The organism is Oscillospiraceae bacterium MB08-C2-2 (assembly GCA_035621215.1).
GTDB lineage: Bacteria > Bacillota > Clostridia > Oscillospirales > Ruminococcaceae > WRAV01.
Genome location: CP141729.1, coordinates 2,946,399 through 2,968,897 on the forward strand (window position 1 = coordinate 2,946,399; position 22,499 = coordinate 2,968,897).

Here is a 22,499-nt window from a genome sequence, read left to right on the forward strand (position 1 = left end):
TCATATAGTTTTAAAATTGTGGAGCAATTTTAAAACTATGGGCTTCGCCCACAGACACGCACTGCATGTATATGAGTATGAAGCCGGTATAGACCGCCTATGGCGGTTAGCGGCAGATTGCCGCTGTTTAAAACCACGTTGCGATTTTAAACCTATACAACTATAGCTGGCCTCGGGGTAGCGGGATCAAGATCATTCCAGACGTGTGCTGTAAAGCTCGGCGCAGGTGAGCCACCGGGGGCGGGTAAAGGTGGGCCAGAAGGTGTCGCGGCTGGATGCCAGATATTTGCCGCAGCCGCTGACAGTATCGCAGCATTCCCGAATATCGCCGGATTCCGCTGCTTCTTGAATAACAGTGCAATCGGTTGTGGGGGTGCTCACCAACTGTGTGGTGTTGACAGAGCTGACAACACCATTGGAATTGAGGCACCGTCCACAGAATCGGCAGCGGCAGGGAACACTAAAGCATTCACCCCGGCAAACCCCTTCGTTGGCGGCTTGTGTCAGGCAGGATTCGGTAGCTGCGGCACGGGTGGTAACCGCTCCCGCCCGATTCAGGCAGTTCCCGCAAAAGCGGCATCTGCCCAAAATGTTGAACAGTGTATTGCCGTTGGTACAGGTGCGGCAGGCACACCCGAGCTGGGTCTGGCGGGCCAGAGGTGAGGATGCGGTGGTGCCTTGGGTAAAATTGTTTCCCGAAATAGAAGTGGCCACATTTTGGCCATTGGAACGAACATTAGAACATGCCATGATTCATCACTCCATATGCAATCAAAAATGCGTCCTGTCAGCAAAGCCTGCAAAATGATATTCTCTTTATATACTATGGGAATCTGGCCAATATGTGAGGCTTTTTTACCCCGATTCGGTTAATTTGCCTCAAAACACATTTTCCGACAGAATCAAATCCTCTTTGTCCCCTATAATGGATGGCGATGGGACAATGAGCAGGCATGAATAATGGGGAGAAGGGTTTTACCATGTCCGTGCCGGGCCTGCAATGGGGAAGAGGCTGAAATGGATACATATGTTTATGTGGATGTGCTGATGGTCCTCAACTATGCTGTGACCATGCTGCTGATACTTTGCTGTTCCCGGCTTTCCGGCCGGATGCCCCGCCGCTCCCGGGTAATTCTGGGAAGCCTTGCGGGGGCCGCCAGCTCGCTGGTGATTTTTTTACCCTATATGGGTTTTATCCTTTCCACTTTGATCAAGCTGGCTGTTTCCAGCCTGATTGTAGCGGTGGTTTATGCGCCTTTGCGCAGGGGTGCTTTTTTAATGCAGCTTTTTCTGTTTTTTACGGTGAATTTCCTTTTTGCCGGCGTTATGGTGGCCTTGTGGTTTGCTTTTGCTCCCCAAGGGATGCTGTGTTTTAACGGCGCTGTGTATTTTGATATTTCCCCTGTGGTTCTTATTGGCTGTACCGGTGCCGCTTATCTAGTGCTGACGGTGGCAAACCGTATTTTCAGGGGAAGCCGCCTGCCTGCCAGCGTGTTTGAGGTGAAAATCTTCCTGAATAAAAAAAACACCCGAGTGACAGGGCTTCTGGATACGGGCAACAGCCTGTATGAGCCTTTTAGTGCCACTCCGGTGATGATCTGCTGGGTGGGTGATCTTGTTGAAATCTTGCCTCCCCAAGTGGTGGATTCGGTGCTTTCGGGAGAATACCTCACCGGGAAGGATTTGCCTCTTTCTCTGCGCTTGATCCCTTATGAAGGATTGGGCCAGGCAGGGCTGATCCCCGCCTTTCGGCCGGATCGGCTGGAGCTTTCCCGAAGTGGGCACTGCCACCGGGTGGAGAGAGTTTACATTGGGCTTTCTCCAAAAAAGGTAGGCACAAGTGATTACAATGCGATTTTGAACCCTGATTTGGCCAGTGTTCCGATCTAAGCCTAGGGGATAACAAATTCTGAAATACTGACAAAATACATTCATGGGGTGCTTCTCTACCGTATCACACGAATTCAACTATAAAATTCGGCGTGTCGCTGGCCGTAAAAAGCGACAGCCGCAGAACAGGGCCGGCTTAGGGCCTCCTTGCCGGTTTTGCGAAGGGCGGAGGATGGAGAGGGATTATGGAAAAGGGAACAAGGCTGCTGAGTCTGGAGAGCATTCGGATTTTTATCCTAACCCGCATACTGCGGGCAAAAATACGCAAAATTTATTACATAAACGGCCCGGATACGCTGCCGCCTCCCTTAACCAAAGAAGAAGAAGCCGGGGTTTTCCTCAAGCTGGAGGTGGGGGATGATCAGGCCAAACAGGAGCTGATTGTGCATAATCTGCGCCTTGTGGTGTATATTGCCCGTAAATTTGAATCCTCCGGTGTGGGGGTGGAGGATCTCATTTCCATTGGTACCATTGGCCTTATTAAAGCGGTCAACACCTTTTGCCCTGCCCGGGGCATTAAGCTGGCCACCTATGCCAGCCGCTGTATAGAAAACGAAATCTTGATGTTTATGCGCAAATGCCAATCGCAAAAGCATGAGATTTCCATTGATGAGCCTCTTAATATTGATTGGGACGGCAACGAGCTTTTGCTTTCGGATATACTGGGAACCGATTCAGATAGCATCAATCGGCCCATTGAGCAGGCCATTGAAAAAAATATACTGCTTGAAACGGTTAACAAGCTGGGAGAGCGAGAAAAAAAGATCATGCAGCTCCGTTTTGGTTTGCTGGATGGCGAGGAACGCACCCAGAAGGAAGTTGCGGATATTATTGGGATTTCCCAATCCTATATCTCACGGCTGGAAAAAAGAATTGTCAAAAGGCTGAAAAAAGAATTGGAACGTATTTCGTAAAAAATGAAATTTTGGATTGAAGGATGAAAGTGCCCCCTATCCAACCTGCTTACTATATGTAAGTAGATTGGATAGGGGGCACTAAGTGTGTTGATTGATAAAGAGGGTATTTAAGACAAGTAAAAAGATAAAGCTTCTGGTTCATATTAAAAATGGCGGTGAAGCAATATTATTGCCTGCAAAAGAAAGGCCTCCGGATTCACCGAAATTAAATTCGGTGGCTAATGTCTTATTTCGCTATTTCAAAACTTTCAGAATAAACTCTGCTTGGTTGGATGGCTTGATCAGGAAAGTCCTTTAATTCGCCTTTGTCTACAGCATAGAAATAAACTGTATTAGGCTCATATACCTTTGACATAAGTGGTACACCGTAGGGACAATACGGTTGATTGGAATAACCTTTATCCAGTAGGCTATAATATTTTTCTTTATAAGGTGGGTACATGCTTGCTTTAATATAACGTAGCTTTTCAATAGCTCTACCGTATGAAAATATAAGTTCTTGGTTTTCTTGAATTTTAGGATACTCAATCCCAAGTCCATTTGGATAATGCTGGTCTGTAACTATATCTCTAAAGCACCAGAATGTAGGAGTTGCCACTTCTTCTTCGGGTACATAATACAGAAAAGGCAAACATGCTTCCGGATTGACTTTATATACAGTTGAAATATAGGATATTGAAACTTCGTTGTACTCGAATGTACCATCTGCCAATAAAACTTCTTGTTGCTTGATGTTATATATTTTCACTCCTCCTATACAGAGAATGAATAGGCCAACCAAGATAAAAAGCACAGTCCTATACTTATATAAAAAAGATTTCATTTGTAATTTTTTCATCTTGGTTGGCCTCATTTCTATTATTTTGTCAAATTTGCCAACTGTGCAAAGGTCGGTTTAAAAGGGTCTTTTAATGGGACAGGTACCCCGCTAGACGTGCTATTCCACATTAACATTCCTTGCGGGGTATAACTGGAATTTGAGCTCGTGGAAGAAACGTTGATTGTAACGCCAGTAATATTTTTGTTAAACCAAGAACGCTCTCTGTTAAAGCCTACCCCTGCATCTGCTGCAAACATTGTTGTAATATTCATCTTATCCCAAAATGCTTGCGCAATATTATTGTTGCCGCCATTACCGGGAGCACCTGGTTCACATCCTAATAGATAAAGTGCCTCAATGGTTTTGACATCTAAATCGATGTCAACATCATTGATATTTATGTGGTGCATTGGACCTTTACCTCTAAGTTTGCGGGTAAGTTGTATTAAGTCTGGGTTTGCATGGGCATTAAATATTATTGCATCGGGATCGGATTCCATCGTATTATTCCAATAGTCCTTAAAGTCATTATAATCCTTTAGGGCATAAAGTACAATTTCCGAATCCATGTCTTTTTTTGAAATACCGTATCGTTTTGCCAACATTCGCTGAAAAGCCTGTGCAGTTTCATATGATAGCGCATTAGGATTCTTATCAATTTCGTTGTCTGCATCATCTCCAAATGGGTCGTAAAAGATATAGCTTTTTAGCCCTAGTGGGTCGATATACAGAATTGGATTTCCTCCACAATATGCATACCAATTTAGCCCCCACATTATCGGGTCTTCACTTATAAAGCGCCCGGTTACGGGCTCATAGTTCCTCGCCCTTAAATAAACTGTCCCGGCCTCCCGGTCAAAATACTCCCCGCAATAGCGGAAGGGGTTCCCATCCAGCTTCTCCGGGCTTTTCTCCACCCCAAAGGCATCGTAATCATAATTCTTGAGGGTGGTGCCGCTTTGATCGGTTCGCTCCACCGCATCCCCATGGGCGTTGAACAGGTAATACTGGCAAAGTCCGTCCTGCTCTCTGGCAATGAGGTTTATGCCCCGTAAATACCGTGCGAATATCCGACCACTTTCACCATACTCCGCCACCATATTTTGCCCATCCCAGATGTGGGTATGGCTGGTGCCATCGGCAAAACTCTTTTTGTGCCGCAGGCCGTCCGGGCGGTAGGCATAGCTTGTCACCAAGGTATCCCGATACAGGCTAACAAGCTGATTAAACCCATTATACCCTCGCTTTTCCAGAATGACAACATCCTGCCCGAACTTATTCGAATAGAAGCCGACCCGTCCCGGTTGCTTTTTTTCAGCATCGCCCTGCGGCGTGAGCCGCTCCCATTCCCGATAAAGTTGGTTGCCGTTGTAATCGTAGCGGTAATGGAAAATCTCCCTTGCGCCCTTGTGATCGGTTTTGGTTTCGGTTTCCAAACGGTTTCGCAGGTCGTATGCATAGGAGGTAACGGTATTTTTGCCGGATGCGTCGGTGACCGTCATGCGGGAGCGGTTGGAGAAGCGGTCATACTGGTATAGAATCCTTCTGCCGTCCTGCTCCTTTTCTTCGGTGAGCCGGCCAAGGCCATCATACAGATAATCGGTGATCCTATCCGCTCGCCCAGAACCCTTGCTGAGCTTGCGAGCTTGGTTGCCGTCCGGGAAGTAGCTGTAGTGGTAGGAGGAACAATGAGCACCACTCTTTTTGTTGGTTAGCCCGGTCACCAGATTGGCAGCGTTGTAAACATACTCGGTCGTGATACCGCTTTGTGGATAGACAAGGCTCTTGCGGTTGCCGTTTTCATCATAGGCGTAGGTGGCAAGACTGTGGCCATCCTTTTTCAGAACCGTAAGCCGATTCTGCCTGTCGTAATCGTAGGCAAGAGACAGTTCGGTAACGCCATCCTTACGGAGAATGAAGCTTTTGCGGTTGCCATACAGATCATAGGTATAGTTTTTGGTTACGGTGCTGGCGGAGCTGGAAAGGCAGACCTCGGTTTGGGAAAGCAGGCGGCCCATGCTGTCGTAGGCATACCGGATGCGAAGCTGGCTGTTTTCCTCCATGGCTGTTTGCCCGGTTTTGGTATAGACATACAAGCGAAAGGCATCCGCCTGCTTTTTCTCGCTGTCGGCGGCTCGCTCAGAAAGCACTCTGCCCAAGCCATCATAGGTATAGGTGGTCAGATCGCCGTTGCGGTCTTGTTTGGTGCGCAGCTTCCCGTAAGCATCGTAGCTGTAGAACTCGGTACGCCTTTCGGGGCTTGAAGGGCTGGGACTGTTGCCAATGGGATCGGTCATGGTTTGTACGCTGCCGAAGCGATCGTAGGTATAGGTGGTCTTGGCGGCTCCGGCGATGGAACTGCCCAGCATACCGGTATACACAGCGGCTTTGTTGCCAAGTGCATCGTACTCGAAACGGGTACGGGTTTCGGCCTTGCCGTCATACAGAATGGTATCCACCACCCGACTGCGACTGTCGTAGGTATAGCCGGTTTCCCGCCACACGCCATTATTCGCAAGGCTTTTCTGGCTGGTGACCTCACCGGAGGGATTGTAGGCATACCGAGTAATCATCCTTTCGGAGCCGTTTAAATCCACCGATTGCTCCAGCAGTCTGCCTGCGGCATCGTGCAGAAAGGTGGTGCTGTTCCCCCGAAAATCCCGGAAGTTTTGCTTGTGACCCAGCGGATTGTAGCTGGTAACAGCGGTAACCGATCCACTCTCGGTCGTTCGGGTCTCGGTTTCCATTCTGCCGGCATAATCATAGGCCCACAGGGTGATATTCCCCAAGGGGTCGGTCTGGGAAATCCGGTTGCCTGCCTGATTGTAGGCGTACCGGGTGACGGCGGCTCCCACCGCTTCTTCCCGCACCCTTTCCAACACATCCCTGAGTACTGTGGAAATCACAGTGGGGGAGTTGGCATCACCGATGACCTCTTTGGTATCTTTTCGCAGTCCCTGGGCCGGGTCAAAGGCATCATCATAGCTGTATCTTTCTTCGTATGGCGTTATGCCCGGCCCGGTTGTGGTCTTGGAAAGGATACGGTCGAAGGCATCGTAGGTATAGGCGGTAGCGGTGGTGCCTTCGGTGCTGTAGGCATATTCACGGACAAGGCGATTCCGGGCATCATAGGTGTGGTAGGTCAGGCAGGTTTCAGGATTCAGGGCATAGGTTCGCTGGATTTTGCCCAGAGGGGTGTATTCCAACCGATTCTGCCGCAGCAGCTTGCCGCTGGTATCCTTTTCGGATACCATAATCCAGTTTTGCGACTCGGAAACTACATACTGGGTTTCCTTGTGGGATTGATCGGGATAAACCTCCCGAATAACCCTGCCAAGCCTGTCGTAGGTATAGTTGGTCACCCGCCCGCTGGGATCGGTCACTCGCAGTGCCCGCCCATGGGCATCCCTACTGTATTTCTCCACCACATCGGGCAGTACTGCACCATTTGCATCTCGGAGGCCGATTATTCTCTTTTCGGTTAGGTATACGCCGCTATAGATGTTACTGTCCAGTTGGGGATTAGTGTTGCTGTAGGAATAGGAAATCACAGCATCATATGGGGAAGGCGTAAGGTTGAGGTTGGCATAGTGCCGCTCACTGGAAAGGTTGTTGTTTGCATCATACTGATACTGTGTGGCCTCTTTGAGGGTTTCCACACCGTTTTTCTGCTCATAGACCTTTTTCCACTCCACAAGCTTCTGATCGGAGCGCAAGGAATAGTTCTCCCGGATTTGGGTGGAGGCATCCTTGTACCAAAGCTTTTCTGTGAGCAGGCTGTAGGCGGCATCGTAGTCAAAGGTGGTGGTGCCCTGTAGGGGCAGGGTTTGGGTTTTCACATTTCCCTTTGGATCGTAGGTCCAGTTTGTCTGCGCCTGTAGAATCGGACGGGGAGAAGCTGTAACGGCATTATACCGTTTAGTGATCTGCTGGGTGCGCTGTTTGTTTTTATCATTGTCGTAATCAAAGAAATCTTCCTGCATAGCTACATTGTTATGAACTTCGGTAATCGATTGAAGCATGGATTTTTCGTTGAAGAGGAAAGTGCGCACCACCGGGATACCGGATTTTTCTTCCTGAATGGTAGCCTTGGACATGTAATGTAGAAAAACCCTTCTGCTACGCTTTTCATATACCCCTCCGGTGAAGGTGTAGTCCTGCCGATTCAGCGCTTGAGTACCATCATGATCCTGCCTCCACTGGAGCACATTGTATTGCCGCTGGCGGCCATATGAATATTCGCCAAACCGTTTACCCGACCAATTTCTTTTTTCCTGAGAGGAGAGCTCCTTAGGCGGATCTTCAACGTCAAATTCCCAATATTCCTCTTCCTGTGTTACCGTACTATATTTATACGTACTTTGAAGTCCAGTAGGATGAACAATTTCTTTAAGGTTGAGATAGGAGACTTTCTTATTAGTGTCCCCACTAATATTCTTGTTAATCTGCTGAAAGGTGTCGTTGATGGCGTAGTCATAGGAAGTTAACTGGTTTTCCTGATCCCTTACTTGTGAAAGACGAACACCTTCCTCAGCCTTGGAAATAGTGTATATGATTTTGCCGGTATCGGGGAGTTCCCAAGTCAGGGTATATCCGCTAGAGGTGTTGGTTCTGGTCAGCCTGACTGTACGCCCCAGCGAGTCAACCATCTCAGCGCCGCTGTCCTTGGTAAAGCGAAACAGGATGGTGTTGCCAAAGCGATCCTGGCGGGCGACAATGGTGCTGGAGCTCAGATAGTCTTTCTGGCCGTTTTTATAGGATAGGATGTATTCATAGGATGCCTGTGAACCGGCATGACTGATGGTACCTCCTGTTTGCTGGATGCGCACATCCCCCAGAGAGTAATCCACCAGATTGCTGCCGCTGGTGCTGGTGGGGGTATCTTTCAGACGGAGGGTTCTGCCATCGGCCAGATGCAGATACGGTCTGTTTTCCACATCCTTTCCGTTGCTCTTGACCTCGGCAATCTGCTCAATGGAGGGAAAGGCAAAGCTCCAGCCGTGCCCCAATCCATACGCATCTACAAAATAATTGTTTTCCTCTGTTTCGGTGTGACGGATGTAATACTCCACTTGGGTGTCCTTATACTTGAGGGTTTCTGTGATTTCTTCATCATCTTGGATAATGGATTTTATTACTTCATCTTTATATTCATCCATAGCCTTCGCTCTTGCTGCAGTGCGCTGATCACGATCCTGAAAATCGCATTCTCCCCACAAAGGCACATTGTTGGTTTCAATGGTACCGCCAGTTTTAATATTTTTCCTTACCGCATATTTGTAAATCACATAGCCATAACGTCTTTCTTTGCCGGTTACCTCACGAGATACTAGATTGTGCAGGGCAGCATTGCTGGAATTGTATTGCCGGGTCATGACCAAATCCAGACCGTTTTTACCGGGTAGGATAAAGTCGGTAGCAGTCAGCTGAAATGCACCTGTGCCCATGGAGGCACTTTCGTTTTCAGCCGATGAATAGGAAAACGGAGCATCGGGATAGTTCTTAAGAGGGGTAACATCTCCTTCTGTGTCGGATGATACGGCTTGGGCGGCAAGTTTATTTATAGAATCAGCTTTATATTTGTTATTCATCCTTTTATTCCTCCATTCTTTTAGGATAGGGTTAATAGAGCGTTCCCGGCCTGCAAGGCAGTAAACTGTGCGGATATTACTAGACCGTCCCATTCATAGCCTTTGGTGAGGGGTTGGGTGTATCTGAACTTCACCTGACCGGCCTTTTGGGAAACCAGTTGGATGGCAGGCTTGTAGGTCTTGCTGACAAAATCGCATTTTCCGGTGGGGGTTTCAAGGCCAAGCTCATCCAGCCTCAGCATGGTGGTGGGATATTCTAAAGCCATAACAATGCTCTTAAAATCATCGATATCCTTCGCATGAAGCTGCACTGCATAGCTGGAACCAGCTTTGACGGCAAGGGTCAGGCTATCCTCCCGGTAAAATATGGGGACAATGGGGAGCAAGCTCGTTTCCAGATAGGGAGACGCTACAGAATCCTCATAGGAGCGTACACGAAAGGTCGCTTTCTTCTTATGAGTGGGTATTTTAACGGTATGGGTGATGTGGGTCTTAGCATCGGCGGGATGCTTTTCAAGCTGCTGCCACGTGAGCCCCAGTTCCTCAAATTCATTCCAAGTAAGATAATGTCCATCTAGACTGCCCCAAGTTAAGCCGTAAGGCACCTGATTCTCAAGTTCCTGCCACGTCCAGCCTCTGGCCTCGATCTGTGTCCAAGTCAGGTTTTCGTTGTCAATTTGCGCCCAGTTCAAGCCAACGGACGGTTGCAGCTCAAAGTTCTGCCAGCTCCAGGCTCGGGCTTCGATCTGTGCCCAAGTTAGTCCCATACTGTCAATGTTCTGCCATGTCAGCCCCTGATCGGGTGCGGGTGTTTTTTCTCCGGTACCCTTGTAGACAGTAAAACGCACCGGCAGGCGCTGAATCTCAGACCAGCTCAGATTTTTCTGTTCTATCTCCGCCCAGGAAAGGTTGTGGTACTCGATGTTCTGCCAAGTCAGGCCCTGTGCAGGCAGTTTTTCAATCTGCGCCCACGTTAGGCCCTGCACATCAATCTGCATCCAAGTTAGGCCCGCTTCGTCCATGTCCCCCCATGTTTTGCCGATCGATGCCGCTTCAAAATCCTCGTCATAATGAATATCCAGCTCGTAACCCTCTGCACCGTCCACCGACTCCCAGCTTATGCAAGCCATGCTCTCCTCATAGAGGTCGGGGATGCGCAGGCAGGTGGGTCTTGCTAACATACGTTTTCCTCCTTTCGATGAAGAAGGCCGCCACGCAATGGGCGGCCTTCTTTAATTGTTATTTGTTTGAGTTCGATTCGCTTAAGGCAAATAAGGCGAATTAGAAAGTGGACGCTTGCTCCTTCATTTCAGTCTGTTTCTGCTGCCAAGCCGCAATAACCTCCGGTGTCCAGAGAGCTTCCATCACAGCGTATAAGTTGTCAGGTAGCATTTCCATTGCTCTCTCAAATTGGCCCGGAACAAGGGCCTCCCGGTGGTTTTGCGCCTCAAAGGTTTCGGGATCAATTTCTCTGATAAGTATCGAGCATGTACCAGTATCACTGATATTATCAATAAATATTTTTCTCATAATATTATTATCCTCCTATGTAATATTGTAAACTACATGGCCGAAGGGTGCGAATTTATCGGTAATGTCAACGCCAAACAGGCTTACAGTCCCTCCATTGCTATATGCCTTGTATAAATTAATAATATTGCCGCCTAGACCACCTAGACCGCCTGTAACGCCAAACAGACCGGATGACAATCCCCCATATCCTACGCCCGCGACCCCCACAAAGAATAAGCTTCCGGACTGAGCTGCGAAGGGAATCCCCGTTATCTGTAGTTGCCCCGATAAATCGCCTACCCCACTTATTGCAATATCAAACCGTGCCATGACGATATTTCCCATCCGCATGTAAGTCCCGGAACGTATTGTATACCCCGAAGGGGACCCTCCGTTCGCCCCTGTTATCGTAGGTTCCCATGTGCCACTTTCTATGGGAAAATTCCCACTGTCCCAACTAGTTGCACCTAAGACAGACAAGTTCGCCTTATTTGCCAATTGTGAATCAACGGCAGTGAAAGCTTCATTATAATCCCTCATACTAGGTTTGTCGTTCGGCTCCCATTGCGGGAGGTTATAGTTGGCTGTTTTCTTTGAGTAAGACATATTCAAAATTCCTCCTAAAGTGTAAAGTAGCGCATAAATCCGAATGCGCCTTTCGGATTTACACGCCAGTTTAATAATATAAACATATGTTCTATAATTAATTATAGCATTGATTTTTTAACCTGTCAAAGGAATATTGTTGCCACAGATCATCCTCTCCTTATAGACTGAAGCGCTGCTAGCCTGTTTACCTGTTTATATGTAACTCAACAATAAAATTCAGCAGCTATAAGGTGGGGCATACTGGAAATACTGTATTTAATAACCTGAAAAAGAATTGGAACGTATTTCCTGAAAACTGAAAATCCGATACTGAAAGCCTTTTGAAGGATTTTCCTGTCAGTGAATAAAATTCCCCGCTAAGCGTATGCATTTTGCACCCCTGCTATGCCAATACTTACATATGTAAGAAGGTTGGATAGGGGGAACAGAGTGTGCTGATTAATAAAGTGGAAATCTGCGGGGTAAACACTTCCAAGCTGAAGGTACTTAAGGAAAGTGAAAAGATAGAGCTGCTGGAACGGATCAAAAAAGGCGATGAAAAGGCTCGCAATGAGCTAATTAGCGGTAATCTACGCCTTGTTCTCAGCGTTGTGCAGAAATTCACCAACAGGGGCGAAAATCTGGATGACCTGTTTCAGGTGGGCTGCATCGGTCTGATTAAATCCATTGATAATTTTGATACCAGCCATAACGTGCGGTTTTCTACCTATGCTGTGCCAATGACTATATTTAGTCGAAATAGAAGGAGAAAAGAACCTGAAATGAATAGAAAGCAAGCATTGATGCGGGTCTGCGAGATGTTATCTACATATGAGCAAACAGCAGAAATCACCGAAATTACAGCCAAACTGCAGGAGGTAATGGCAGAGATCCCCTTTACCGCATGGTCGGAGGCAACCATCTTTGATACCATAGACCAGTGGATTTTGGAGAATGGAAGAGTTCCCAATACCAGAGATTTGACGAAAAAAGGGCTGCCACCTGTTCCGGTGATTAAGAACCGGTTTGGGATGACAGCCCGGGAATTCCTTGATGCCCATTACCCCAAGTCCCAGCTGCTGTGCCAGTCCCAGCGATACGGCCACAAAAGCACGGAGGATTGGGTGCGGGATTTTGCGGTGCAATATAAAGCAATTGACCCCGATTCGGCGGCTATGTATAACCGGAATCGCAGGGCAAATTCGCCTACTTGGGCTACTGTTGCACGAATGTGCGGGCTCACGCGGTGGGAGGAGCTGCTGGAGTATTGCGGGGTGGAGAGGGTGCGGAAGGTATGTGAGGGTGGTAGGACAAGGGTTGGGACTGTTTTGGAGGTCAGCCGGCAGAGTGATGTGGAGGAGATGCTGGGGCGGTTGTGAATCACAAAATATCCCTTGTTGCGAAGTGGATGCAGCAAGGGATATTTTATGTGAAAGCTATAAAGTCTGTCATATAGATTATCAGCTATGTTTGTAAACTGATAAAAGTAATTATGAACACTTGCATATTGAATCTTTGGCGCCTTAGAGAATTATGAACAGTAGGTGTGTGCCACATATATACTAAGCTTGACAGCGAATATCCGTTGTAGTAAACTAAAAAGTATAAAATTGCGGTAATATGGTGTTTTTTGTCAAAATAGTATTGAGTTGTAGTAAAGAATATAATAAAAAAGCTTCCTAAGTGAAGGGAATATAGGTGTTTTATGGAACCGAATATACAGCAATCAAGAGAGGAAAATCGATTAATTTCAAATCCAGTATTTAACCAAACCATGCTACGCAAAATAAGTGTTGTAATGATGCTTGGTTATTTGGCTTTATCCGTACTTTTTTATTTTTTAGCAGGGCGTCAACTTCATTTTCGACAATCCAGAGAGAATATAAGTATGCCTACACCTAATTCTGGATCGGTGGAGATAGTTACTGGGAATCAAGTTGAGCAAACGTTTATCAATAAAATTCAGCGTCTTACATCTATTTCTGTGGCTTGGGGAACTTATGGTAGAAGCAATTCAGGAACAGTGTTCGTTGATCTTTATGAGTTGAACGGAAACACACAACTTCTACATCAGGAGTTATCTGCTGCAGAAATAACGGAAGGATTCGTCAGTCTTATAACTTTGGAGCAACCCAAAGAGGGCTTATATGGTGTACCTTTATTGCTGAGAATTACTGCAGACTCCAATATAGGGAGTGCACTATCTCCCTTAATGAATACGGCTGCAGTAGAAGACGGCTTTCAGCTTTACTTGAATGGGCAGCCTGCTTCTGGCATGCTTTGTTTTTCAGTTCAAGGAGAAGAGTATATTTGGACGGGTCTGCATTATTGGAAGTTTGTTGCTGGCGGTGCAATTCTGCTTGTTCTTTATTTATGGACCACGCTGAGGTACGTTAAAAAAGGTAAAAAGCCCTTGATTCTTATGGCTTTCATTGCTATCCGAAAATATCGGTTTTTGATTCAGCAATTGGTTGCTAGAGACTTTAAGGCAAAATATAAGCGCTCTGTTTTAGGCGTTTTATGGAGCTTGCTAAATCCGCTTTTAACAATGATAGTACAATACCTTGTATTCTCCAGCTTATTCCGATTTGATATTCCCTATTATACGGTTTATTTGTTGTGTGGTATCGTAATGTTCAATTATTTTTCTGAAGCATGTGGTATGACTTTAGGAGCTATTGTTGGTAATGCAAATTTAATTACTAAAGTGTATGTACCCAAATATATTTATCCACTTACAAGAGTGATATCTTCATTCATTAATTTGCTGATTGCCATGGTTCCGCTTTTTATTGTAGCATTTGTCTCTGGACTTCATCCGACCAAAGCTTATTTCCTGTTGCCGTTTGTTTTGGTATGTTTGGCGGTACTTTGTTTGGGCCTTGGTATGCTATTGGCAGCCGCTATGGTATTTTTTAGAGATATGCAGTTTTTGTGGGGTGTGATTAGCATGATCTGGATGTATTTAACCCCCATATTTTATCCGGAGAGTATCCTTCCTTCCAATGTGGCTATGCTTTTAAAAGGAAATCCTCTTTATTATTTTATCAAATTTGTACGAACTTGTGTTATAGATGGGGTTTCTCCTGAGCTGATTATATATGTGCAATGTTTTCTTTTCGCTATCGGCTTCCTTGCGCTTGGTGCCTTTGTGTTTAAAAGGACACAGGATCGTTTTGTATTGTATTTATAAAAAAGGGGCTTTAAAGCATGAAAGAAAAAATGATAGATGTCAAAAACGTTTCCATGCAATTCCGACTGGCAGGTGATCGAATTATGTCGCTGAAGGAATTCATCACTGCAAAACTGGGTAGAAAGCTTACCTACCGTGAATTCTGGGCTTTAAAAGATGTGTCGTTTGAGGTGTTCCAAGGCGAGGTTCTGGGAATTATTGGACGTAACGGCTCAGGAAAAAGTACCTTGCTTAAGGTGATTTCAGGTATTCTAAATCCTACCCAAGGGACGAGTGTGTGCGGCGGCAATATTGTTCCTATGTTGGAGCTGGGTTCCGGTTTTGATATGGATTTAACCGGAAAGGAAAACATTTTCTTGAATGGCGCTATTCTAGGATACTCGGAAGAGTTTCTTAAGTCTGAATATGAGAAAATACTGGAGTTTTCAGAGTTGGGCCAGTTTATAGATGTCCCTATACGCAATTATTCATCCGGGATGTTAATGAGACTGGCTTTTTCTATCGCCACAGTGGTTAACCCCCAAATATTGATTGTTGATGAAATTTTAGCTGTAGGGGATGAGGCGTTCCAGAAAAAAAGTCGGGACCGCATGATGCAGCTAATGTCGGGCGGTACAACAGTGTTGTTTGTTTCTCACAATTTGAGTCAGATTAAAAAAATGTGTGACCGGGTTTTGTGGTTGGATCAAGGACGAGTTCGCATGTTGGGATTAACTGAAGAAATATGTGATCAATATGTACTTTGAAAAGAAACCATTTGTTTCTGTTATTATGGGTGTGCGTTACCAGAGGCGGGACACGCTGCTTTTGGAACGTTCTGTAAGATCGATTTTAAAACAAACATATTCGCATTTTGAATTTTTAATTTGTCAGTATAATTCTACCACTTCTGCTTGTGAATTGCTTGAAAGTTTGCAAAAAGAGGATGGTCGTATACGCTTAATCGATGGTACAAGTGCAGATACGTTGGCCCAAAAACTTAACCGCTGCCTAAAAGAAGCCAAGGGTACTTTGATTGCCCGACAGGATGATGATGATTATTCTCAACCTGCACGATTGGAAAGGCAAGTTTATTACTTAAGTAATAATCCAGGGATAGCGTTTGTCGGTTGCGAGGTTAGGCTAATGCAAGGCAAACGTATTGTTGGTATGTATCGTTTTCCCGAACGGCCGATTGTTCGCGATTTTCTTTTTACCCAACCTTTTATACATCCAACATTAGTATTTTATAAAAATGTATTAAATGCAGTTGACGGATATTGTGAAGAAAATCGATGTGATGGATGCGAGGATTATGATTTGCTGTTACGCCTCTATGAAAGAGGCTATATGGGGGCAAATATACAGCATCCATATTTTATATATACTATTCCGGACAAGGGAAAGACTAATGGAACTATCCATAGAAGAATCAATGAAATGAAGACTCGTTTTGTTTTGTTTCGGCGAATGGGACTGCTACCAAAAGCATTTCCTTATGTCTGCAAACCTGTTTTAGTTGGACTGATACCATCAGTTCTTTTAGATAGGCTAAAAGTTTTTAGACGCAATACTCCTCTCGGGAAGGATGGGTCAGTTGAGTAACATCAAAATATTAGTATCACACCGCATTGATATGGATAGTGAACTGATTTCTACTCCTCTGTATGTTCCTGTACGTTGCGGAGCTGTATTTGATACCAAAAATCGCATGAATATTCTGGGCGATGATGCGGGTGACAACATTTCGGAAAATCGCTTGAGCTTTTGCGAATATACTGTGCAATATTGGGCGTGGAAAAATGTACAGGCAGATTATTACGGACTGTGTCATTATCGAAGGTACCTTTCATTTTCCCAGCGCAGGTTTAAGACAGATGCGTTTAATATGGTTCAAGGCGCAGCTTTAATGCCAGCCAGTAAAAAACGATATGGATTGTTAAATGCTTCTATGATGGAACAGATGATTTCTAACTATGACATTATTGTATCCGAGTATGCAGATGTTCGGAAGATTCCAACCCCAAGAAATAAGCAGGACACTGTAAATCAAATGTGGAATGCCTATGTGGGCGAATTTTTTGAACAGTCATCCATAGATTTAATGTTTCAACTGGTTGATAAAATGGCTCCCCAATATAGTAGTTCAGCGAGAGAATATTTTGCCGGCAACCTACATAGAGGATTTAATTGTTATATATTGAAAAAAGAGTTATTCGAACGGTTGTGTGAATTTCAATTTCCAATTATGTTTGAAGTAGCGCGTAGGTTAGATACTACTGGTTATACGCAAACCATGCTTCGTACGCCAGCTTTTATTGGAGAGATGCTATATGGCATTTTTATCTATCATGTTTCCACCTATGAGCAGTGGAAGGTAAAAGAACTTCAACTGGTATTTTTTAATAAAACCAATCGAATAAAGGGCTTTTTAGATTTAATTGAGCGGTATATATTGAGTTGCATGGACCGTGGACTACGGGCTCTAATTGACCCAGTTATGCCGGTGGGTTCAAAAAAACGAGAAATTTTAAAAAGTATTTATTACTGGGTAGTAGCAGTTAAAAATAAAGAACATGGACAAAGCAAGGGCGCGCGATAGCCCACCATATAATTGCTAGAGGAGTTCTGAAAAATGGGAAAACCGATACAAAAGAAGCCTGACATCAAAATATTTGTATCCCACCGCATTGATCAAGATAGCGAAACGATTGACAATCCATTGTATGTAAATGTACGGTGTGGTGCGGTTTATGATAAACGTGAGAATATCACTATGTTGGGGGACAATACAGGGGATAATATTTCGGAGAAAAAAGATAGTTTTTGCGAATTAACAGTCCTGTATTGGGCGTGGAAGAATATCGAGACAGATTATTATGGTTTATGCCATTATAGAAGATTTTTGTCGTTCTCCGAGAAGAATTTTTCTGCAGCTGTTAATGATAGAAGTAGGACTGGCCTGGTATATTCACCTGATTTTGACACAAGTACCCAGAAATTCAAGTTAAATAATATAAAATTAATGCAGAATAAAATTGCAGATACCGATGCGTTAGTTTTAGAAAGATATGATGTAAAATCTGTAGGACACAATTCTGTCTATGAAATGTGGAAGCGCGATATTACAAATTTTGATGTAAATGTAATAGATACTGTTTTAAAAATTATTAAAACAGATTATGCTGATGCATTTAAATATGCGCAGGACTATTTCAATCAATCTAAAACAACGTTTTATAACCTTTTTATAATGAATAAAGAATTGTTTAATGAATATTGCGAATTCTTATTTGGAGTATTATTTAAACTTGAAACTGAAATTGATACTTCTCATTATAATTCTGAAAAAAAGCGTATTATAGGTTATGTAGGAGAACATCTGCTTGGGATTTTTCTATTAAAAATAGATAAGGATAACAAAAAAATACTATACACACAAGGAGTATTTATAGATGAAGTTGTAAAAAGATCGCCTTTGACTCCGGCTTTCCAAATCAAAAATAATGTAATTGTATTTTCCTCTAGTGATTTTTTTTGTCCTTATCTCGCTGTTGCTTTAGGATCATTAGTCGAGCATTCCACAGAACAAGAAAATTATGATATTATTATATTGGAAAAAAGCATAAGTGAACTTAATAAAAAGAAATTAAAATCAATTTTTAAAAAAGCGAATTTTTCTTTGCGCTTTATCAATGTCAAAACAATAGTTTATAATGCCAAATTTTATTTGCCGGAGGACAACGAAGAGTTGTCAGAAGAAACATACTATACCATTTTAGTTCCGTGGCTACTTGAAAATTATAAGAAAGCATTGGTTTTAGATTGTGATATCCTAATTAAAGATGATCTGTCAAAGCTATATACCTTGAATTTACAAGATAATTATATTGCGGCTGCAAAGGAAATTTTGTTTCATGGATTCCTTAACAATCCATATATCAATGTGGATAAAAGTATAACAAAATATTGCAAAGAAAATTTAGGACTCAAGGATGAATACAGTTATTTTAACGCGGGCGTACTGCTGATAAATCTCGAAGCATTTAGAGCAAAATTTACTCTGAAAAGTTTATTACAACAAATTTCCCAAAACAATTTTAGAATAGTAGAACAGGATTTGCTAAACAAAATATGTGAAGGAAAAATTGTTAATTTAGACTACAGATGGAATTTTATGGCTTGTATTAGTGATGAAACCAAGCCGCAGCTTTCTCTTGTTTCAGAAAATGAAAAGAAGCTCTATGATCTAGCGTCTGAATCACCCAGCATTTTGCATTATATCACGCAATGTAAGCCGTGGAAATATCCGGAATTGCAATATGCAGATGAGTGGTGGACTATTGCACGAAGGTCTGCTTTCTATGAGATTTGTCTCTATAGAATGATGGAGAACTGCACAGTTCGGAGAATTAAAAATATTGAGCCCGCAATTTATGATTTACAGGTATTTGCCGGATTTCATAAATTAATTGATCCTCGTTCCGGTGTGCGTAAATTAGCGGATAAGTTACTGCCGAAGGGTACACTTCGCCGAGAATTTGCTAAGAGGATTTTGCCAAAAGGTTCCAAGCGTTGGCGATTTTGCAAGCAGATTTATTACATATTCAGACCTCAATATCGACCCATTAAAGTAAAATAAAATATTGAGGATTAATAGAAAGTGGGGAAGCGATTATGAAAGTTGTACTTTTAGCTGGCGGTTTCGGTACCCGTATTTCGGAAGAAAGTCACCTTAAACCCAAGCCCATGATTGAAATCGGTGAACAGCCAATCCTTTGGCACATTATGAAATCCTACTCTTACTATGGCTTAAATGAGTTTGTAATCTGCGCAGGATATAAACAGCATGTAATCAAAGAATATTTTGCTGATTATTATCTTCACCGCTCGGACATTACCTTTGATTTTTGTAACGGAAACTGTATGACCATACACAACAATGTTGCCGAGCCATGGAAGGTTACAGTAGTGGACACCGGGCTGAATACTATGACAGGCGGTCGCATTAAGCGAGTAAAGGATTATATAGGCAATGAACCATTTATGCTGACCTACGGGGATGGCGTATGCGATATTGATTTGAGCAAACTACTGGAATTCCATCAGTCCCATGGCAAGTTGGCCACGATGACTGCGGTCCAACCTGGCGGGCGTTTTGGCACTTTGGAGATTTCTAAGGACAACACGATCAGTCGCTTTGCGGAAAAGCGGAAAGAAGACGGCGGCTGGATCAACGGCGGATTCATGGTATTAGAGCCACAAGTTTTGGACTACATTGCAGGAGATGCGATTGTTTTTGAACGGGAGCCCCTAGAACAATTGTCCGGAGAGGGACAGTTGGTTGCTTACCAATATGATGGCTTCTGGCAGTGTATGGATACGTTGAGGGACAAGCAGCATCTGGAGGAACTGTTGGAAAAAGGACAAGCCCCTTGGAAGGTGTGGAAGTGATGGCTGATCTTTCTTTTTATCAAGGTAAGCGAGTTTTTGTTACCGGACATACTGGTTTTAAAGGAGCTTGGCTCTCTCGTATACTGGTTGGTGCAGGCGCAATTGTAACCGGGTATTCATTGCCCGCACCTACTGAACCCAATCTCTTTTCCCTAGCTGGTCTTGCAGGGAAAATGACTTCTGTCATTGGCGATATTAGGGATCTTAGCACACTGAAAAAAGTTTTCGACAATGCCCATCCGGAAATCGTTTTGCATTTGGCGGCACAGCCAATTGTACGGGCCAGCTATAAAGATCCAGTATATACCTATGAAACGAATGTTATGGGAACAGTGAATATTCTGGAGTGTGTCCGGCAATCGCAGAGTGTAAAAAGTGTACTGAATGTAACCACTGATAAGGTGTATCACAACAACGAGTGGGAATGGGGATACCGGGAGAATGAACCGCTGGATGGGTTTGATCCCTATTCTAACTCCAAATCTTGTTCGGAGCTTGTGACTCACAGTTATGTGAACAGCTTCTTTGCTGAGAACGGAGTGGCTGTCAGTACAGCCCGGGCGGGAAATGTCATTGGCGGTGGAGACTTTGCCAATGATCGAATCATTCCTGATTGTGTAAGGGCGGTTAAGAATCGTGAGGTTATTATTGTGCGCAATCCTCATTCTACCCGTCCTTATCAGCATGTGCTTGAGCCGTTATATGCCTATCTTATGATTGCTCAAAAGCAGTATGAAGATAAAAAGTTTGCCGGTTGGTATAATGTTGGGCCCGATGATTGTGACTGCGTTACCACTGGTGAACTGGTGGATATTTTTTGTGCGACATGGGGTGTGGGTGCCAGTTGGGAAAATCGCTGGGTCGGAGGCCCTCATGAAGCAAATTTTCTTAAGTTGGACTGCTCTAAGATCAAATCAGTTTTTGGCTGGAAGCCACGCTGGCACGTTGTAGATGCAATTGATAAGACCTGCGAATGGGCAAAAGCATGGTTGGCTAAGGAAGATGTTGCAGGGGTTATGGATAGACAGATTAACGAGTATGGGAGTGAACTATAAATGAAGACAGCCGTCATTACCGGTGCAAATGGTTTTGTCGGAAGTGCTGTGGTGCGTGAGCTCCTTCAACATGATTACCGGATTTATGCATTGGATTTGGAAGGATGCAATCATAATATTCCGACTGATTCTCGAGTCCAATTTGTTGCCTGCGATCTTTCCAATTTAGCCTCTCTTACAGAAAAAACTCCTCTGCTAGAAGATGCTCTGTTTTTCCATTTTGCTTGGGCCGGGAGTGCAGGGCCTGCTCGTGCAGACACTGCCTTGCAGTTACAAAATGCACAGTGGACAGTGGATGCATTGCGGGTAGCAAAGCAGATTGGTTGCAGGCGCTTTCTGTGTGCAGGAAGCATCATGGAGCATGAAACAATGGCGGCTGCATATACCCAAGGTAATCGTCCGGGATTGGGGTACATTTATGGAGGCGGAAAACTGATTGCACACGTTATGTGTATGTCGGTGGCTGCTGAAATTGGCATCGAGATTGTCTGGCCGGAGATCACCAATGCTTATGGTGTTGGGGAACGCAGTCCTCGAATGGTCAATACTACAATTCAAAAATGCTTACGGGGGGAGTCTCCTCAATTTACAGCAGGTACGCAAAATTACGATTTTGTGTACATTGATGATGTAGCAAGAGCATTCCGCCTAATTGGAGAAAAGGGGAAACCGTTCCATGAATATCTCATAGGCAGTTCCACCGCCCGCCCTCTCAAGGAATTCTTATTGGAGATGCAATCCGCTATTGCCGTCGATCTGCCATTCCACTTTGGAGATGTTCCATTTACCGGCATTGATTTGCCTTTGTCCCGATTTGATTGTTCCGAGACTCAGCGTGACACTGGTTTTCGGGCTGAAATAAGCTTTGCTGAAGGTTGCCGGAAAACGATGCAATGGTGGAAGCCACAGGAGAGTGTAAGCAAATGATTCAAAAGTTTGAATTTCATGAAACACAAATTCCGGGTTTGTTGGAGATTACCTCATTTAATGCGGATGATATTCGGGGCTGCTTTACCAAAGACTACTCAAAAGAAGTTTTTGAAGCCAACGGCATCAAACATGACTTACAGGAAGTATTTTATACAACCTCTCACAAAGGCGTTATTCGTGCTTTGCATTTTCAGCGTGTCAAGCAGCAGCCAAAGCTGGTACGGTGTATTTGGGGTCATGTGTGGGATGTTGTTGTTGATTTAAGGAAGGATAGCCCAACATTTAAAAGCTGGTTGGCTTTTGACCTGATTGGGCAAAAGTATAACGAGATTTTAGTTCCTGCCGGTTGTGCTCATGGTTATCTGGTATTAGAGCAATCTGTTGTTTCCTATAAATGTGCTGAAAAGTTTTATGGTGAGTATGATGACGGCATTATGTGGAATGACCCGGATATTGCGATTGACTGGCCTTTGGACCGGATTGGTGGAGTGGAGCATTTAATTTTAGCGGATAAGGATAGAAACCTACAGCTTTTTAAAGCTTTTATGGAAACACATGGTGGGTTCTAAA

The 22,499-nt window shown here is 44.3% G+C and carries 17 protein-coding genes and 1 pseudogene; 12 read left to right on the top strand and 6 right to left on the bottom strand.

What is annotated here, in order from left to right; genetic code table 11:
• Positions 1-192: 192 nt before the first annotated feature.
• Positions 193-750, bottom strand: a complete 558-nt coding sequence (locus tag U6B65_13295; protein WRS27288.1) for a hypothetical protein — start codon at positions 748-750, stop codon at positions 193-195.
• A gap of 267 nt (positions 751-1,017) precedes the next feature.
• Here U6B65_13295 and U6B65_13300 point away from each other — a divergent pair, with 267 nt between their 5' ends.
• Both U6B65_13300 and sigE read left to right on the top strand, forming a co-directional pair.
• The gene (locus U6B65_13300) at positions 1,018-1,890 is read left to right on the top strand and encodes a sigma-E processing peptidase SpoIIGA (GenBank protein WRS27289.1); all 873 of its coding nucleotides are present in this window, start codon (positions 1,018-1,020) and stop codon (positions 1,888-1,890) included.
• Between the two features lie 185 nt (positions 1,891-2,075).
• Positions 2,076-2,804 carry an RNA polymerase sporulation sigma factor SigE gene (gene sigE / locus U6B65_13305; protein WRS27290.1) on the top strand — a complete coding sequence of 243 codons (729 nt, stop codon included), beginning with the start codon at positions 2,076-2,078 and terminating at the stop codon, positions 2,802-2,804.
• Between the two features lie 229 nt (positions 2,805-3,033).
• On the opposite strand, the gene U6B65_13310 is transcribed toward sigE, so the two are convergent.
• The 5 genes from U6B65_13310 to U6B65_13330 form a co-directional block, all read right to left on the bottom strand.
• The gene (locus U6B65_13310) at positions 3,034-3,645 is read right to left on the bottom strand and encodes a hypothetical protein (protein WRS27291.1); all 612 of its coding nucleotides are present in this window, start codon (positions 3,643-3,645) and stop codon (positions 3,034-3,036) included.
• A 20-nt stretch (positions 3,646-3,665) separates the two neighbouring features.
• Positions 3,666-9,218, bottom strand: coding sequence for an RHS repeat-associated core domain-containing protein (locus U6B65_13315; protein ID WRS27292.1), 5,553 nt, complete (start codon positions 9,216-9,218; stop codon positions 3,666-3,668).
• Positions 9,219-9,238: 20 nt separating this feature from the next.
• Positions 9,239-10,399 (bottom strand): hypothetical protein, encoded by a 1,161-nt coding sequence (locus U6B65_13320; GenBank protein ID WRS27293.1) that lies wholly within the window; start codon positions 10,397-10,399, stop codon positions 9,239-9,241.
• A gap of 100 nt (positions 10,400-10,499) precedes the next feature.
• Positions 10,500-10,748, bottom strand: coding sequence for a hypothetical protein (locus tag U6B65_13325; GenBank protein WRS27294.1), 249 nt, complete (start codon positions 10,746-10,748; stop codon positions 10,500-10,502).
• Between the two features lie 15 nt (positions 10,749-10,763).
• Positions 10,764-11,336 (bottom strand): hypothetical protein, encoded by a 573-nt coding sequence (locus U6B65_13330; protein WRS27295.1) that lies wholly within the window; start codon positions 11,334-11,336, stop codon positions 10,764-10,766.
• A 434-nt stretch (positions 11,337-11,770) separates the two neighbouring features.
• On the opposite strand from U6B65_13330, the pseudogene U6B65_13335 reads away from it, so the two are divergent.
• The 10 genes and pseudogenes from U6B65_13335 (at position 11,771) to rfbC (ending at position 22,498) form a co-directional block, all read left to right on the top strand.
• Positions 11,771-12,199 (top strand): annotated as a pseudogene (locus U6B65_13335) (sigma-70 family RNA polymerase sigma factor).
• Between the two features lie 824 nt (positions 12,200-13,023).
• Positions 13,024-14,511 (top strand): ABC transporter permease, encoded by a 1,488-nt coding sequence (locus U6B65_13340; protein ID WRS27296.1) that lies wholly within the window; start codon positions 13,024-13,026, stop codon positions 14,509-14,511.
• Positions 14,512-14,528: 17 nt separating this feature from the next.
• Positions 14,529-15,257, top strand: a complete 729-nt coding sequence (locus U6B65_13345; GenBank protein WRS27297.1) for an ABC transporter ATP-binding protein — start codon at positions 14,529-14,531, stop codon at positions 15,255-15,257.
• Positions 15,258-15,318: 61 nt separating this feature from the next.
• A complete protein-coding gene (locus U6B65_13350; GenBank protein ID WRS27298.1) occupies positions 15,319-16,095 on the top strand; it encodes a glycosyltransferase in 777 nt (258 codons plus the stop codon).
• Entirely contained in the window at positions 16,088-17,092 is a 1,005-nt protein-coding gene (locus tag U6B65_13355) for a DUF4422 domain-containing protein (GenBank protein WRS27299.1), read from the top strand. Before U6B65_13350 ends, U6B65_13355 begins: the two co-directional genes overlap by 8 nt.
• 33 nt (positions 17,093-17,125) lie before the next feature.
• Positions 17,126-19,132 carry a DUF4422 domain-containing protein gene (locus tag U6B65_13360; protein WRS27300.1) on the top strand — a complete coding sequence of 669 codons (2,007 nt, stop codon included), beginning with the start codon at positions 17,126-17,128 and terminating at the stop codon, positions 19,130-19,132.
• Positions 19,133-19,167: 35 nt separating this feature from the next.
• Complete coding sequence (rfbF, locus tag U6B65_13365) at positions 19,168-19,944, top strand: glucose-1-phosphate cytidylyltransferase (protein WRS27301.1); 777 nt, start codon at positions 19,168-19,170, stop codon at positions 19,942-19,944.
• Positions 19,944-20,999 (top strand): CDP-glucose 4,6-dehydratase, encoded by a 1,056-nt coding sequence (rfbG, locus tag U6B65_13370; GenBank protein ID WRS27302.1) that lies wholly within the window; start codon positions 19,944-19,946, stop codon positions 20,997-20,999. The genes rfbF and rfbG overlap by 1 nt, the downstream gene beginning before the upstream one ends.
• Complete coding sequence (locus U6B65_13375; protein ID WRS27303.1) at positions 21,000-21,926, top strand: NAD(P)-dependent oxidoreductase; 927 nt, start codon at positions 21,000-21,002, stop codon at positions 21,924-21,926.
• Complete coding sequence (gene rfbC / locus U6B65_13380) at positions 21,923-22,498, top strand: dTDP-4-dehydrorhamnose 3,5-epimerase (GenBank protein WRS27304.1); 576 nt, start codon at positions 21,923-21,925, stop codon at positions 22,496-22,498. The genes U6B65_13375 and rfbC overlap by 4 nt, the downstream gene beginning before the upstream one ends.
• Position 22,499: the final 1 nt, after the last annotated feature.

What these genes read in the sequence shown, in the direction of transcription:
- rfbG (WRS27302.1), top strand. Translation starts at nt 19,944, where the DNA reads ATGGCTGATCTTTCTTTTTATCAAGGTAAGCGAGTTTTTGTTACCGGA.
- U6B65_13375 (WRS27303.1), top strand. Translation starts at nt 21,000, where the DNA reads ATGAAGACAGCCGTCATTACCGGTGCAAATGGTTTTGTCGGAAGTGCT.
- U6B65_13310 (WRS27291.1), bottom strand. Translation starts at nt 3,645, where the DNA reads ATGAAAAAATTACAAATGAAATCTTTTTTATATAAGTATAGGACTGTG.
- U6B65_13340 (WRS27296.1), top strand. Translation starts at nt 13,024, where the DNA reads ATGGAACCGAATATACAGCAATCAAGAGAGGAAAATCGATTAATTTCA.
- rfbC (WRS27304.1), top strand. Translation starts at nt 21,923, where the DNA reads ATGATTCAAAAGTTTGAATTTCATGAAACACAAATTCCGGGTTTGTTG.
- U6B65_13330 (WRS27295.1), bottom strand. Translation starts at nt 11,336, where the DNA reads ATGTCTTACTCAAAGAAAACAGCCAACTATAACCTCCCGCAATGGGAG.
- U6B65_13320 (WRS27293.1), bottom strand. Translation starts at nt 10,399, where the DNA reads ATGTTAGCAAGACCCACCTGCCTGCGCATCCCCGACCTCTATGAGGAG.
- U6B65_13360 (WRS27300.1), top strand. Translation starts at nt 17,126, where the DNA reads ATGGGAAAACCGATACAAAAGAAGCCTGACATCAAAATATTTGTATCC.
- U6B65_13300 (WRS27289.1), top strand. Translation starts at nt 1,018, where the DNA reads ATGGATACATATGTTTATGTGGATGTGCTGATGGTCCTCAACTATGCT.
- U6B65_13325 (WRS27294.1), bottom strand. Translation starts at nt 10,748, where the DNA reads ATGAGAAAAATATTTATTGATAATATCAGTGATACTGGTACATGCTCG.
- U6B65_13345 (WRS27297.1), top strand. Translation starts at nt 14,529, where the DNA reads ATGAAAGAAAAAATGATAGATGTCAAAAACGTTTCCATGCAATTCCGA.
- rfbF (WRS27301.1), top strand. Translation starts at nt 19,168, where the DNA reads ATGAAAGTTGTACTTTTAGCTGGCGGTTTCGGTACCCGTATTTCGGAA.
- U6B65_13295 (WRS27288.1), bottom strand. Translation starts at nt 750, where the DNA reads ATGGCATGTTCTAATGTTCGTTCCAATGGCCAAAATGTGGCCACTTCT.
- sigE (WRS27290.1), top strand. Translation starts at nt 2,076, where the DNA reads ATGGAAAAGGGAACAAGGCTGCTGAGTCTGGAGAGCATTCGGATTTTT.
- U6B65_13315 (WRS27292.1), bottom strand. Translation starts at nt 9,218, where the DNA reads ATGAATAACAAATATAAAGCTGATTCTATAAATAAACTTGCCGCCCAA.